General features: G+C 42.0%; 10 protein-coding genes and 8 tRNA genes. 14 read left to right on the top strand and 4 right to left on the bottom strand.

What is annotated here, in order from left to right; genetic code table 11:
• The first annotated feature begins 26 nt into the window (after positions 1–26).
• From L634_RS0125955 to L634_RS0125920, 8 genes are all read left to right on the top strand, one after another.
• A tRNA-Met gene (locus L634_RS0125955) sits at positions 27–100 on the top strand.
• A 3-nt stretch (positions 101–103) separates the two neighbouring features.
• Positions 104–180 (top strand) — tRNA-Asp (locus L634_RS0125950).
• 23 nt (positions 181–203) lie between these two features.
• Positions 204–279: transfer RNA gene (locus L634_RS0125945), tRNA-Phe, on the top strand.
• Between the two features lie 15 nt (positions 280–294).
• Positions 295–368, top strand: a tRNA-Gly gene (locus tag L634_RS0125940).
• A 6-nt stretch (positions 369–374) separates the two neighbouring features.
• Positions 375–451, top strand: a tRNA-Ile gene (locus tag L634_RS0125935).
• A 9-nt stretch (positions 452–460) separates the two neighbouring features.
• Positions 461–535 (top strand) — tRNA-Asn (locus tag L634_RS0125930).
• Positions 536–540: 5 nt separating this feature from the next.
• Positions 541–631 (top strand) — tRNA-Ser (locus L634_RS0125925).
• A 4-nt stretch (positions 632–635) separates the two neighbouring features.
• Positions 636–707, top strand: a tRNA-Glu gene (locus tag L634_RS0125920).
• 65 nt (positions 708–772) lie between these two features.
• Here the strand turns inward: L634_RS0125920 and L634_RS0125915 are convergent.
• Positions 773–970: a hypothetical protein gene (locus L634_RS0125915; RefSeq protein ID WP_026584935.1), complete on the bottom strand. Its 198-nt coding sequence runs from the start codon at positions 968–970 to the stop codon at positions 773–775.
• Between the two features lie 225 nt (positions 971–1,195).
• Between L634_RS0125915 and glgB the strand changes: the two genes are divergently transcribed.
• Genes glgB through L634_RS0125890 form a run of 5 tightly spaced genes read left to right on the top strand, consistent with a single transcriptional unit; the run spans position 1,196 to position 9,164 of the window.
• Positions 1,196–3,142: a 1,4-alpha-glucan branching enzyme gene (gene glgB, locus L634_RS0125910; RefSeq protein WP_026584934.1), complete on the top strand. Its 1,947-nt coding sequence runs from the start codon at positions 1,196–1,198 to the stop codon at positions 3,140–3,142.
• On the top strand, positions 3,084–4,229 hold the full coding sequence (locus L634_RS0125905) for a glucose-1-phosphate adenylyltransferase (protein ID WP_026584933.1): 1,146 nt from the start codon (positions 3,084–3,086) through the stop codon (positions 4,227–4,229). The genes glgB and L634_RS0125905 overlap by 59 nt, the downstream gene beginning before the upstream one ends.
• 54 nt (positions 4,230–4,283) lie before the next feature.
• Complete coding sequence (locus L634_RS0125900) at positions 4,284–5,312, top strand: sugar phosphate nucleotidyltransferase (RefSeq protein WP_026584932.1); 1,029 nt, start codon at positions 4,284–4,286, stop codon at positions 5,310–5,312.
• Entirely contained in the window at positions 5,309–6,760 is a 1,452-nt protein-coding gene (glgA, locus tag L634_RS0125895; RefSeq protein ID WP_026584931.1) for a glycogen synthase GlgA, read from the top strand. Before L634_RS0125900 ends, glgA begins: the two co-directional genes overlap by 4 nt.
• Entirely contained in the window at positions 6,750–9,164 is a 2,415-nt protein-coding gene (locus L634_RS0125890) for a glycogen/starch/alpha-glucan phosphorylase (RefSeq protein WP_026584930.1), read from the top strand. Before glgA ends, L634_RS0125890 begins: the two co-directional genes overlap by 11 nt.
• 376 nt (positions 9,165–9,540) lie before the next feature.
• On the opposite strand, the gene L634_RS0125885 is transcribed toward L634_RS0125890, so the two are convergent.
• Positions 9,541–10,392, bottom strand: a complete 852-nt coding sequence (locus tag L634_RS0125885; RefSeq protein WP_026584929.1) for a dimethylarginine dimethylaminohydrolase family protein — start codon at positions 10,390–10,392, stop codon at positions 9,541–9,543.
• Between the two features lie 155 nt (positions 10,393–10,547).
• On the opposite strand from L634_RS0125885, the gene L634_RS0125880 reads away from it, so the two are divergent.
• Positions 10,548–10,760, top strand: a complete 213-nt coding sequence (locus L634_RS0125880; protein ID WP_026584928.1) for a hypothetical protein — start codon at positions 10,548–10,550, stop codon at positions 10,758–10,760.
• Positions 10,761–10,833: 73 nt separating this feature from the next.
• Here the strand turns inward: L634_RS0125880 and L634_RS0125875 are convergent, their stop codons facing one another.
• Together L634_RS0125875 and L634_RS0125870 are read right to left on the bottom strand one after the other, a co-directional pair.
• Positions 10,834–11,586, bottom strand: a complete 753-nt coding sequence (locus tag L634_RS0125875; RefSeq protein ID WP_026584927.1) for a TraR/DksA C4-type zinc finger protein — start codon at positions 11,584–11,586, stop codon at positions 10,834–10,836.
• 233 nt (positions 11,587–11,819) lie between these two features.
• Positions 11,820–12,752 (bottom strand): 1,4-dihydroxy-2-naphthoate polyprenyltransferase, encoded by a 933-nt coding sequence (locus L634_RS0125870; RefSeq protein ID WP_026584926.1) that lies wholly within the window; start codon positions 12,750–12,752, stop codon positions 11,820–11,822.
• Between the last annotated feature and the right edge of the window lie 431 nt (positions 12,753–13,183).

Genomic DNA, 13,183 nt, shown 5'->3' with positions numbered 1-13,183 from the left:
TAGAAAAATCACAAAAATAATACTATCGCGGGGTGGAGCAGTCCGGTAGCTCGTCGGGCTCATAACCCGAAGGTCGCAGGTTCAAATCCTGCCCCCGCAATCTGGTCCGGTAGTTCAGTTGGTTAGAATGCCTGCCTGTCACGCAGGAGGTCGCGGGTTCGAGTCCCGTCCGGACCGCCATCTTTTAAAATGAATAGTTATGTGGCTCAGTAGCTCAGTCGGTAGAGCAAAGGACTGAAAATCCTTGTGTCGGCGGTTCGATTCCGTCCTGAGCCACCATTTAGAAGTCCAAATGCGGGTGTAGTTTAGTGGTAAAACCTCAGCCTTCCAAGCTGATGATGAGGGTTCGATTCCCTTCACCCGCTCCAAAATAGGGGCCTATAGCTCAGCTGGTTAGAGCGCACGCCTGATAAGCGTGAGGTCGGTGGTTCGAGTCCACTTAGGCCCACCATCTTACTGTTCCGCAGTAGCTCAGTGGTAGAGCATTCGGCTGTTAACCGAACGGTCGTAGGTTCGAATCCTACCTGCGGAGCCATATATGGGGAAGTACTCAAGTGGCTGAAGAGGCGCCCCTGCTAAGGGTGTAGGTCGGGCAACCGGCGCGAGGGTTCAAATCCCTCCTTCTCCGCCATATTGGCCCGTTGGTCAAGTGGTTAAGACACCGCCCTTTCACGGCGGTAACACGGGTTCGAATCCCGTACGGGTCATACAAAAAAGCTGTCAACAACATGTTGACAGCTTTTTTGTTTATCTATTTTCCAAGATTTTTGCTTTAGTCAAACTTCTCTTCCCTTTCATTCAGTTTATTTCCTGGATTATTTAAGTCTATCTCAGAAGATATCCCTGTGTAGGGCCCTCTGAACATATCCCCTATAGCCATAATTTTTCCCTCAGGTGCTTCAAATAAAGGAATCTTCACTTGATTTTTGTTTGCCTCATTTAATAAGAACTCCTCTTCTTTATTGCCCAAAATATTATTCTCCTTTCATTTTCTGCTTGCAAATTTTGTTTTATTTTGTCCGTATTTACCGGAGTTTATGTCGAAGGCTGTTGAATAGGGTAAAAAGCTCCCGATTATTAGCGCATTTTGAACCATGCTGTCATAAAATTAAAAAAACTTTTACAAGGATTTTTTTCTCCTTAAGCGAATATAACAGGAAAGTCAAAAGAAAACGAAAGCTGGGTGGGGAGAAGGATGCTAGTGGAGACTTTATTTCCAACCGACTATCAGCTGCATTTGTTCCATGAAGGGACTCTTTATGAAAGCCATCAATTATTTGGGGCACATGTGGTTGAGGAAGATGGAATAGTTTATACCCGTTTTTGTGTTTGGGCACCGAACGCTGATATTGTCAGACTAGTCGGTGATTTTAATGATTGGAATGGAGAAGGCTATACCTTACATAGAGTGAATAATGAGGGTGTCTGGTTTATTCAGCTGGATGGGAACATGGAGGGTGCCTTATATAAGTATGAAATTAAAACAAAGGAGGGAAATGTTTTATTAAAAGCAGACCCATACAGTTTCTTTTCTGAGACCAGGCCTAATACGGCTTCTATTGTTTATTCCTTGGAAGGCTATGAATGGAACGATAGCAAATGGATGCAGAAAAAAGAAAAGAAGAACATCTTTTCAGAACCTGCTGTTATTTACGAGGTGCATCTGGGGTCCTGGAAAAAGAAAGAAGATGGCAGCCTGCTTTCTTATAAGGAAATTGCAAATGAACTGATCCCTTATGTAGTCGAGCATGGCTTTACCCATATTGAATTGCTTCCGGTTATTGAGCATCCGCTCGACGCCTCCTGGGGCTACCAGGGAACAGGCTACTATTCAGCAACAAGCAGATATGGCACCCCGCATGAGTTTATGTATTTTGTTGATCAGTGTCACCAAAATGGCATTGGAGTTATTCTTGATTGGGTTCCAGGGCATTTTTGCAAAGATGCTCATGGCCTTTATCAGTTTGACGGAACGTTTTTGTATGAATATGAAACCGAAGGTGACAGAGAGAACCAAGTATGGGGAACCGCTAATTTTGATCTTGGCAAAAATGAAGTGCAAAGCTTTCTTATATCCAATGCAATTTTTTGGATGGAAAAATATCATATTGACGGATTCCGTGTTGACGCGGTTGCTAACATTATCTATTGGCCAAACCGGAATGGAAAAATAGAAAATCCATTCGGAACCCGTTTTTTGCAAAACCTAAATAAAATTGTCTCTCAATATGATCCCTCCTTTTTGATGATGGCTGAGGATTCAACGGATTGGCCGCAGGTGACTTCACCAGTCCATTATGGAGGGCTGGGTTTTCATTACAAATGGAATATGGGCTGGATGAATGACGTGCTTACATATATGGAAACAGCACCTGAAAATCGTTCTGCTGTTCATGGAAAAATGACTTTTTCCCTTTTGTATGCTTTTACGGAAAACTTTGTGCTGCCTTTTTCGCATGATGAAGTTGTCCATGGCAAAAAATCATTGCTTGATAAGATGCCGGGGGATTACTGGCAGAAATTTGCCCAGTTCAGGCTGCTCCTTGGTTATATGATTGCCCATCCTGGCAAGAAGCTTCTTTTTATGGGAAGCGAGCTTGGGCAGTTCTCTGAGTGGAAGGATAAAGAACAGCTTGATTGGCATTTGCTTGATTATGAGATGCATAAGAAAGCAAATGATTATGTGAAGGAATTAATTAAGGTTTACAAACGCTCCAAACCGCTTTTTGAGCTTGATCATATGAATGATGGCTTCGAGTGGATTGATGTGAATAATGCAAGCCAGTCCATTTTTTCTTTTATCAGGAAAGGTTCAAAAGAGGAAGATTTCCTCGTTATTGTCTGTAATTTTACACCAGCCTGCTATCACGGCTACCGCATTGGCATGCCGAAGAAAGGGTCATATCGAGAAATTTTTAATAGTGATAGTGAGAGCTTTGGGGGATCCAATTGCATCAATAAAAAGGTGCTCAAGACTGAGGAAAAAGAGTTTCATGGAAAGCCATTCAGCTTGAACATGTCAATTCCGCCATTTGGCATTTCAATTTTACGTCCTGTAAAACATCGGAAGGAGAGGAAGGGAAATGGGAAAGAAAAAGTGCGTAGCCATGCTGTTGGCAGGAGGGAAAGGGAGCAGGCTTAGCTCGCTGACGAAAAGCCTTGCGAAGCCGGCTGTTCCTTTTGGAGGGAAATATCGGATTATAGATTTTACATTAAGCAACTGTACCAATTCCGGAATTGATACAGTAGGTGTTTTAACCCAATACCAGCCGCTTGTATTGAACTCATATATAGGCATAGGAAGCGCATGGGATTTGGACAGGAAAAACGGGGGTGTTACTGTACTCCCGCCATATAGCGAATCCTCGGAGGTTAAATGGTATACGGGAACAGCAAGCGCTATTTACCAGAACCTTAATTATCTGAAACAGTATGATCCTGAGTATGTACTGATTTTATCAGGTGACCACATTTATAAAATGAATTACGAGCTTATGCTGGACTACCATATTGAAAAAGGCGCTGATGCGACGATTTCAGTTATAGAAGTTCCTTGGCCAGAGGCTAGCAGGTTTGGCATTATGAACACGGATGAAGATATGCGGGTAGCTGAATTTGATGAAAAACCAGCTTTTCCAAAAAATAATTTGGCTTCGATGGGAATATATATCTTTAATTGGTCTGTATTAAAGGAATATTTGGAAATGGATGACCGGAATCCTGAATCAAGCCATGACTTTGGAAAAGATATCATTCCTCTCATGCTTGATGAAAATAAAAAGTTATTTGCTTATCCGTTCAATGGTTATTGGAAGGATGTTGGAACGGTTAAAAGCCTTTGGGAAGCAAATATGGATTTGTTGGATGATGAGTGCGAGCTGAATTTATTTGACCATGACTGGCGCATTTATTCGGTGAATCCTAATCACCCTCCTCAATATATATCACCGGATGCAGAAGTCGCTGAATCATTAATAAATGAAGGCTGCACCATTGAAGGGGAAGTTGAAAAATCAGTACTATTCCAGGGTGTGCAGGTCGGAAAAGGTTCCGTCATTCGTGAATCGGTAATCATGCCTGATGCTGTGATCGGTGAAAATGCCTACATTGAAAAGGCAATTGTGCCAAGTGGAATGGAGATACCTGATGGGTTAGTAATCAGTGCATCAGAAGAGGATGATGAAATTATTTTAATAACACCTGAAATGATACAGGGAATTTGTTCTTAATTTTAAGCCTGGATGCCCAAACGGCGCTTGGCCAACTAAACGGGAGGGAATGTCATGAAGAATAGAATGCTTGGTGTGATAGACGCAACAACCTACCATGAAGATTTAGAGGAATTGACAGCGCACAGGTCGCTCGCAGCTGTTCCGTTTGCAGGCCGTTATAGGCTAATCGATTTTGTTCTCTCCAATATGGTAAATTCGGACATTGAAAGTGTAGCCATATTTCCAAAGTATCAATATCGATCATTAATGGACCACCTTGGTTCAGGGAAGAACTGGGACTTGAACAGAAAAAGGGACGGCCTATTCTTTTTCCCTTCCCCTTTGCTTGATAGTCCGAGCAAGGGAATCGGTTCGTTTAATCATTTTGCCGCAAATCTGGATTATTTTTATCGGAGCAAACAAGAATATGCCTTAATTTCAAACTGCTTTACCGTCTTTAATATGGATTTTAGGCCTGTTCTGGAAAGGCATGTCATGACAGGCTGCGATATTACAGTCGTACGCCAGGATGGACGCTCGCTTGAAATGTATCTAGTGAAAACTTCCTTGCTTATTAACTTAATAGAAACTAGAAATGAAACAGGCTATACTTGCATGAGCGATGTGGTTACAGATATCCGCCATTCTTTCACGATTTGCAATTATGAATACACCGGACTGGCGGTTATGATTGATTCAATAGAAGCTTATTTTGCTGCAAGTGTGGGTCTCTTGGATCCGGAGGCATGGAAGAATATCTTTAAGCGAAACCAGCCCATTTATACGAAAGTAAAAGATGAACCGCCAACCCGCTATGTAAAAGGAGCCGGTGCTCATAATTCCATGATAGCGAATGGATGCATAATTGAAGGGGTAGTCGAGAACTGCGTTATCTCCAGAGGAGTCAAAATTGGCAAGGGTTCGGTTGTTAAAAACTGTGTTATTATGCAAAAATCCCAAATCGGTGAAAACTGTGTTTTAGATTCTGTTATTTTAGATAAAGATGTAAAGGTAGAATCCGGTACCAAAATGGAGGGTACACATGAAATGCCTTTAGTGATCCAAAAAGGTACCGTACAAGGAGCGCTGATGAACTCGTGAAAGTATTGTTTGCTGTTTCTGAATGTGTTCCCTTTGTTAAGTCTGGCGGCCTTGCTGATGTAGCTGGTTCCCTTCCGAAGGAACTGGTTAAGCAAGGCACCGATGTACGGGTGATCCTCCCTAAATATGGTTCCATTTCAGATGAATTTAAAAAGAAAATGTCACCAAACTGCGAGTTTACAGTAGCGGTGGGATGGAGAAACCAGTATTGCGGAATTGAAGAGCTGGAATATCAGGGAATCACCTTCTATTTTGTTGATAATGAGTACTATTTTAACAGAGAAAAATTGTATGGCTATTTTGATGATGGAGAAAGGTTTGCTTATTTTAACCGGGCGGTTCTGGATGCCCTCCAGCATATCGATTTTTACCCAGACGTCATTCATAGCCATGACTGGCATACTGGAATGGTTCCTTTTCTGCTTCGGGTCGAATACCGTGCGAAAAAGGGATATGAATTCATCCGAACAGTATTTACTATTCATAATCTGCAATTCCAAGGAATTATGCCCCGTGGTGCTTTAGGGGATTTGCTTGGGCTTGACTATACACACTTTCATCCCGACAGGCTAGAGTTCTTTGGAAATATTAACTTTATGAAGGGCGGCATTGTTGCAGCTGATAAAATTACAACGGTCAGTCCAACCTATAAAGATGAAATTCAAACTGAATATTACGGTGAAAAGCTGCATGATTTGCTTAGACGGAGGGAATCCGATCTCGAAGGTATTTTAAATGGCATTGATGATGAATTTTATAATCCTGAGAAGGATACATTTATTTATAAAAGATATTCCGCTGAGTCATTACAGGATAAGATCATAAATAAAAAGCAGCTTCAGGAAAAATTTGGTCTGCCTGTGAAAGAAGATATCCCCCTGATTGCCATGGTTACAAGGCTGACGAAGCAAAAAGGGCTGGATCTTGTTAAATGTGTATTCCATGAACTAATGCAGGAAAATGTTCAGGTCCTTGTTCTTGGAACTGGAGACCCTGAATTTGAGCAATTTTTCAGGGAGATGGAGTACAGCTATTCTAGTAAGTGCAAGGCGTATATTGGTTTTGATGAGGGGCTTGCACATGAATTTTATGCAGGTTCTGATTTATTCTTAATGCCTTCTCAATTTGAGCCTTGCGGATTGGGGCAGATGATTGCCATGAATTATGGATCAATCCCGATTGTCAGAGAAACAGGCGGCTTAAATGATACGGTCCATTCTTTCAATGAGTTTACAGGAGAAGGAAACGGTTTTTCGTTCAGCAACTTTAATGCCCATGATATGCTGTACACGATTCGGAGGGCAATTGGATTTTACAGTGACAAACAGGTCTGGGAGCAAATTATGAAAAATTCCATGGGAATGGATAATAGCTGGGCGCAATCGGCATTCAAATACAATCAGCTTTATGCAGGCCTTGTCTCAAGGAGTGAAAGCCATGTTTTCTGATCGGGACGAATTCAAAGAGGAATTCCTGAAAAAGCTCGAGATGACCTGCGGAAAAAGCTTTGGTGAAAGTACAGAAAGAGATCACTATTTTACACTTGGAAATATGATCAGGGAGCATGTAAGCACAGAGTGGATAAACACAAATGAGCGATACCGCATTGATCGGGAAAAGCAGGTGTATTACTTGTCCATTGAGTTTTTATTGGGGCGCCTGCTTTATCATAATTTAATGAATTTAGGTATTGAGCAGGTTGTCAAGGAAGGCCTGGCTGACCTTGGAATTGACCTTAATCGGCTTGAAGAGATTGAGGCGGATGCCGGGCTCGGCAACGGCGGGCTGGGGCGTTTGGCAGCCTGTTTTATGGATTCGCTGGCATCATTAAATCTTCCTGGCCATGGGTGCGGAATCCGATATAAGCATGGCTTGTTCGAGCAAAAAATTGTTGATGGCTATCAGGTGGAGCTTCCGGAACAATGGCTTCGGAATGGCCATGTTTGGGAGGTAAGGAAAGCAGATCTGGCGATTGAGGTCCCATTTTGGGGCAAGGTGGAAACAACAGAGGAAAATGGGAGGCTTGTGTTCCGGCATGTAGATGCAGAAACAATCTCTGCTGTTCCATACGATATGCCTGTTGTTGGCTATAAAACAGATACGATTAACACGCTGAGACTTTGGAACGCAGAGCCCTCTCCGTATCCTGTTAATCATGATATCTTAAAATACAAGCGTGAAACAGAATCCGTTTCAGAGTTTTTATATCCGGATGATACCCATGATGAGGGGAAGATTTTGCGGTTAAAGCAGCAATATTTTCTTGTTTCGGCTAGCATCCGTTCAATTGTTCGTTCCTACCGGAAGCAGCATGCTAGTTTAAGAGATTTCCATGAGTATGTAAGCATTCATATTAATGATACCCACCCGGTTCTGGCGATTCCTGAGCTCATGCGCATCCTGCTTGATGAAGAGGGCTTTGGCTGGGAAGAAGCATGGAATGTTACTGTTAACGCTATTGCTTACACCAATCATACTACTCTATCAGAGGCACTGGAAAAATGGCCTATCCGCATTTTCCAGCCTTTGCTGCCGCGTATTTATATGATTGTGAATGAAATCAATGAACGATTCTGCCGCCAGCTTTGGGAACAGTATCCCGGTGATTGGAAGCGGATTGAGGATATGGCAATCATTGCACATGGCCAGGTAAAAATGGCACATCTTGCACTTGTCGGCAGTTCGAGGGTAAATGGTGTTGCCGCTCTTCATACAGACATTTTAAAGAAAAGGGAAATGAATAAGTTTTATGAGATTTTTCCAGAAAAGTTTACGAATAAAACAAATGGAATTACACACAGAAGATGGCTGCTAAAAGCCAATCCGCTTTTATCGGACCTTATATCCGAAAGTATTGGGGCCGGATGGATTCAGGAACCGGAAAAGCTTTGTGAATTAAAAGATTTTAAGAATGACAGAGTATTCCTTGAACAGCTGCACCGGATTAAACAATTGAACAAAGAAAGATTGGCTAAGCGGATTCAGGAACAGAATGGCATGATTGTAGATACGTCTTCGATTTTTGATATCCAGGTAAAGCGACTGCATGCTTATAAGCGCCAGTTATTAAATATCCTTCATGTGATGCATTTATATAGCAGGCTGAAGGAAGACTCCAATTTCCGAATGCACCCGCGGACCTTTATATTTGGGGCGAAGGCATCACCTGGCTATTACTATGCGAAGAAGATTATTAAATTGATCAATACAGTTGCCGAAAAGGTAAATCACGATCCGTACACGAAAGATTTTCTTAAGGTTATTTTCCTGGAAAATTACCGCGTTTCCCTTGCGGAAGAAATCTTCCCTGCTGCAGATATTAGCGAGCAAATCTCAACAGCGAGCAAAGAAGCTTCCGGAACAGGGAATATGAAGTTTATGATGAATGGCGCTTTAACAGTGGGAACGCTGGATGGAGCCAATATTGAAATTAAGGAAAAAGCGGGAGATGAAAATATTTTCATCTTCGGACTTACAGCGGATGAGGTGCTGAGCTACTATCAAAATGGCGGGTATAACTCCAGAGAGTATTATCACCATGATAAGCGAATCCGTCAGGTGGTTGACCAGCTTACAAATGGCTTTTTCCCGGAGGTTGAGGATGAATTTGAACCCATCTTTGATTCTCTGCTGATGGAAAATGATCAGTACTTTGTTCTGAGGGATTTTGCGTCTTACGTAAATATCCAGAAGGAAGCCGGAAAGGCTTACGAAGACCGTGAGCACTGGCTAAAAATGAGCTTAATGAATATTGCCGGCTCAGGCTATTTTTCTAGTGACCGCACAATAAGTGAATACGCGCGTGAGATTTGGAAAATTAAGCCGGCTGGCGTAGAGATGATGAACAAGTAGATATTTGATAACAGCCCTTCTGGTGTGGAAGCGGCTGTTTTTTATATTTTGTTGGTGCCATCGCTTGTGATTAATAGCTATATCTTAATAACAGGCACGGCAGCAAAGTCTTCGTCGTTAATCATCAGAATAAACGCCCAAAATAGTGGCGTCCAAGAGAAAATCGTAGCCAATCATCAGGATAAACGCCCAAAATAGTGGCGTCCAAGAGAAAATCGTAGCAAATCATCAGGATTAACGCCCAAAATAGAGACGTCAAGGAGAAAATCGTAGCTTACGACTTAACTCCCAAAACGGAAGGAGCCGTTAATCGAAAAGATCAATATAGTCAAATAGCCTCAACCTGAAAAAGGCCCCTACCTGAGGAGCCCTAAATTTATTGCCCTTTGCTTCGTCTAACCGGCATTGTACAGCAGCGGAAGGCACCACCTGATTTGATGATTTCGGTAATGTCTACTTCGATTACTTCATAGCCTCTGGCACGGAGTTCTTTATTTACATTTTTATTGATGGGAAGGCTGAATATCTTTTTATTGCCAATAGAAAGAACATTGGTTCCAAGCGTAAATTGTTCTTCATCCGAAACTTTGATTAAATCATAGCGCGATTCAAGCATTTTGACTTTTTCTCCATGGATTTCCCCTGGATAGATCAGCGCTTCTTCTGGTGAGATGATGTTAAATACACAATCCAGATGGAGGTAAGTATCTGTAAAAGGGATAGATATGACTTCATAATCAGGAAGGAGGCTGCGAAGATGGTCGATTGCCTCTTCGAATGTCCGGTTGCTCACTCCTGCATAAATCGTTTTTCCGTCAATAAGGACATCTCCGCCCTCTATGCGGTCCCCGGTTAAATTGTAAAAGGGGACTTGCTGCTGCTCCAGCCATTGTTTTAATACATTTTCTTCCCCTTGGCGAATATCGGCAGCCATATCGGCAACATAAACCTTTTCGCCAAGAGTAAATCCGATATCCCGGGTAAATACCTGTTCAGGATATTTTTTAAGCGGCGGCAGCAAAACAACATCGACTCCCTGATTTCTTAAAGCACTGACAAAGCGTCCATGCTGCTTCATTGCCAGGTCAATGTTAATGCCTTCCTTTTTATAATGCTTCTGGGTTTCATTAATGGTATCCACTATCGTCATATATTGTGGTTCACATAATATGACTTGCTCAAGTGTGTCATATTCAGAAAAGCATGCAGCTATATTTTGTTCAGACATAGAATGCCTCCCCAGCTTGTTATTTCTTACAATAATATTTCCTTTGGGAGAAATTTTACTCTTTGGGGCAGAAGTGTTAACAATAATTCCCACTTTAAAAATGGTTTTAAAACCCTGATAATGTAATCAATAGATATTAAGGGGGAAGCTGTTAAATGTACCAAATCGAGAAAGGATCAATGGAAGAAGTTTTGCTGCATCTTCAAAATATTGGACTGCAGCTAAATGAATTCGAGAAGACTAATGAATCCATTCCGGTGAAAAACTATAAGGAACTGCTGGAATTCAGCATCTCCATTGCCCGCCGTACAAATGACGTTTCTGACACAATAGATGAGATTATCCGGGATATCGAATCAAAGCTTTAAATAGTATAGATATTCGTCTTATTGCCATTTGACATATAATAGGCGATGCTCCATAGCGGGCATCGCTTTTAGTTTATTCTTTATCATCAACATAGCCATCGGTTTGGTGATAAGGGACATCTCCATACGGTGCCTCGATTTTATTTTCATCCAGCATGTCTTCATATGCTTCGTGCTTTTTAGAAGGATAAATTTTTTTTTCTGTGCCTTTCATGTCATTTCCAATAAAGGACTCATAGTCTTCTGTAAAGCCTTCTCCATCAAGTCCTTCATTATATAAAGAATTATAATCCTCATGGTCTCCTCTTAAATCTGAAGGTGTCTCGGAAGTACCGAAACGGGCTACCTCCTGAAAGCTGTCTTCATTGTCTGTGACTTCCCTGTGCTGTGGATGCTGAAAGGTATTTCCCTGTGCTGGTTCAAGAACGTCTTCTTCTGAAGGACGGTCTCCAGGCACGTTTTGTTCAGGGCTGTGTTTTTTGCAGTAAAGGGTTGCAGGGAGTACTTCTAGACGGTCGTAAGGGATCTCTGTTCCGCATTCTTTACATTTGCCGTAAGAGCCATCTTCAATAGCCTGCAGTGCAGCATTCACTTTATTCAGTTCAGAATCATGATGCTCTTCAAGGGCAAAGTCCTTTTCACGCTCATACAGTTCAGAACCCATATCAGCAGGGTGGTTGTCGTAAAGGGAAAGTTCCCCTACTGTATCTTTAGAGCTTGTACTTTCCAGGCTTTCTTCCTTATTGCCTTGAAGCTGGGCTTCCAGTGAGTGTTTTTCATCGGTTAATTCTTTTTTAAAACTGCGGATTTGCTCATCGGTCAACATAATGCTTCACATCCTTATAGGTTGTTTTTTAAATTGGTATGTTTTATAAAAGGTTCTTTTCTTATATATTGTTGTTTTAGTCTATAAATTTTGCCCGTTAATTGATGAAGTATGGCCAATCTTCTTCCTTGAGTAGAAAATACCCTTTGATGAGGGGACGAAACCCCAATAGCGTTTTCTGTTGTTTTTTTCCAAACAAAAAACCCCTGCTTAAAAAGCAGAGGTTTAAAAAACTATAAAAGGTAGCCGAGGAAAAGACCTACTGATAATAGGAATCCAAAAATTGTATTCGTTTGAGCTGTTGCTTTCATTGCAGGCATCATTTGCATTGGCAGTGTTTTGCCGATGAAGCCTTTTGTTGCTTTGATGGCTTTAGGTGCACTAAGGACGACAATAGCAAGCCATGGAGAAATGATGTTCATACCGATTAATACAAAAACCCATACATATGAAACGATAAACATTCCCGCAAGCAGGTTGATTGCACCCTTTTTTCCCAGTAAAATGGCTAGCGTTTTGCGCCCAAATTCTTTGTCTCCATCGAAATCCCTGATATTGTTGGCAAGCAGAATGGCACCTACCAAAATCAAAATTGGGAAAGAAACTAAAACGCTGGTTGCCGTCACTGTTCCTGTTTGGATATAAAAAGAAATAAGGATAATCAGCATGCCCATAAAGAACCCGGCAAATAACTCGCCAAACGGTGTGTAGGCTATCGGCAGGGGACCGCCTGTATAGAAATAGCCCACTGCCATGGATACAAGACCAATAGCCGCTATCCACCAGCTGGTGCTCATGCAAATATAAAAGCCAAGTAATATCGCTATTCCGTATAAGCCGAATGCAAGGTTTAATACGGTTTTAGGCTTTATTCCTTCACGGACGATCGCTCCGCCAATCCCGACAGATTCTTCTGTATCCAGCCCTCTTTTATAATCATAATATTCATTAAACATATTTGTAGCAGCCTGAATCAGNAAGCTTGCTGTCAGCATGGCAAAAAACAGCCCAAAATGAATTTCTGTCAGTTCCATCGCTAAAGCTGTTCCAAGCAGAACAGGCACAAATGCTGCAGTAAGAGTGTGAGGTCTTGTCAACTGCCACCAAACTCTCCAGTTCTTAGAATTGGAGGCAGGCGGGAAATTAGTCTGCGCTTGTGGTTGCATGATAACTCTCCCCTTGTTATATCTATAGTCTTTCATGTATATTCCAATGTGTCATTCAAACTTGTTTATTTTAACCGATTTCAAGGATATTGTCAAAAAATCCATACATATGGAAAGCTGCGTTTATTTTAAGTGTAGGTAATGTAAACAGGGGTGTCAACGGATTTTTCCGGTAAACTGAGGCGCTACTTTCTAATAGGCTCTGTTAAATTTGCCTGTTGATTTCAGCACGAGGCACTCGCTTTCCGCGGACGGTCCGACGCTCCTCGGTGCATTCGCACCTGTGGGGTCTCCCGCTGACACGCTTCTCCCGCAGGACATTGAATAAGCTTCCTCGAATGAACACCGCGTCGTAAGAAAATGCGATAGCATTTTCGCGGGATTAGCACCTTCCGCTCCAATCAACAGGGTGCTTTAAATCAACAATTAGC

Source organism: Bacillus sp. J33 (genome assembly GCF_000518885.1).
Classification (GTDB): domain Bacteria; phylum Bacillota; class Bacilli; order Bacillales; family Cytobacillaceae; genus Cytobacillus.
Note: the sequence above shows the minus strand (reverse complement) of the source record. Positions and strands in the feature narration are given on the sequence as shown.

What these genes read in the sequence shown, in the direction of transcription:
- L634_RS0125880 (WP_026584928.1), top strand. Translation starts at nt 10,548, where the DNA reads ATGTACCAAATCGAGAAAGGATCAATGGAAGAAGTTTTGCTGCATCTT.
- L634_RS0125875 (WP_026584927.1), bottom strand. Translation starts at nt 11,586, where the DNA reads ATGTTGACCGATGAGCAAATCCGCAGTTTTAAAAAAGAATTAACCGAT.
- L634_RS0125890 (WP_026584930.1), top strand. Translation starts at nt 6,750, where the DNA reads ATGTTTTCTGATCGGGACGAATTCAAAGAGGAATTCCTGAAAAAGCTC.
- L634_RS0125885 (WP_026584929.1), bottom strand. Translation starts at nt 10,392, where the DNA reads ATGTCTGAACAAAATATAGCTGCATGCTTTTCTGAATATGACACACTT.
- L634_RS0125900 (WP_026584932.1), top strand. Translation starts at nt 4,284, where the DNA reads ATGAAGAATAGAATGCTTGGTGTGATAGACGCAACAACCTACCATGAA.
- L634_RS0125905 (WP_026584933.1), top strand. Translation starts at nt 3,084, where the DNA reads ATGGGAAAGAAAAAGTGCGTAGCCATGCTGTTGGCAGGAGGGAAAGGG.
- glgB (WP_026584934.1), top strand. Translation starts at nt 1,196, where the DNA reads ATGCTAGTGGAGACTTTATTTCCAACCGACTATCAGCTGCATTTGTTC.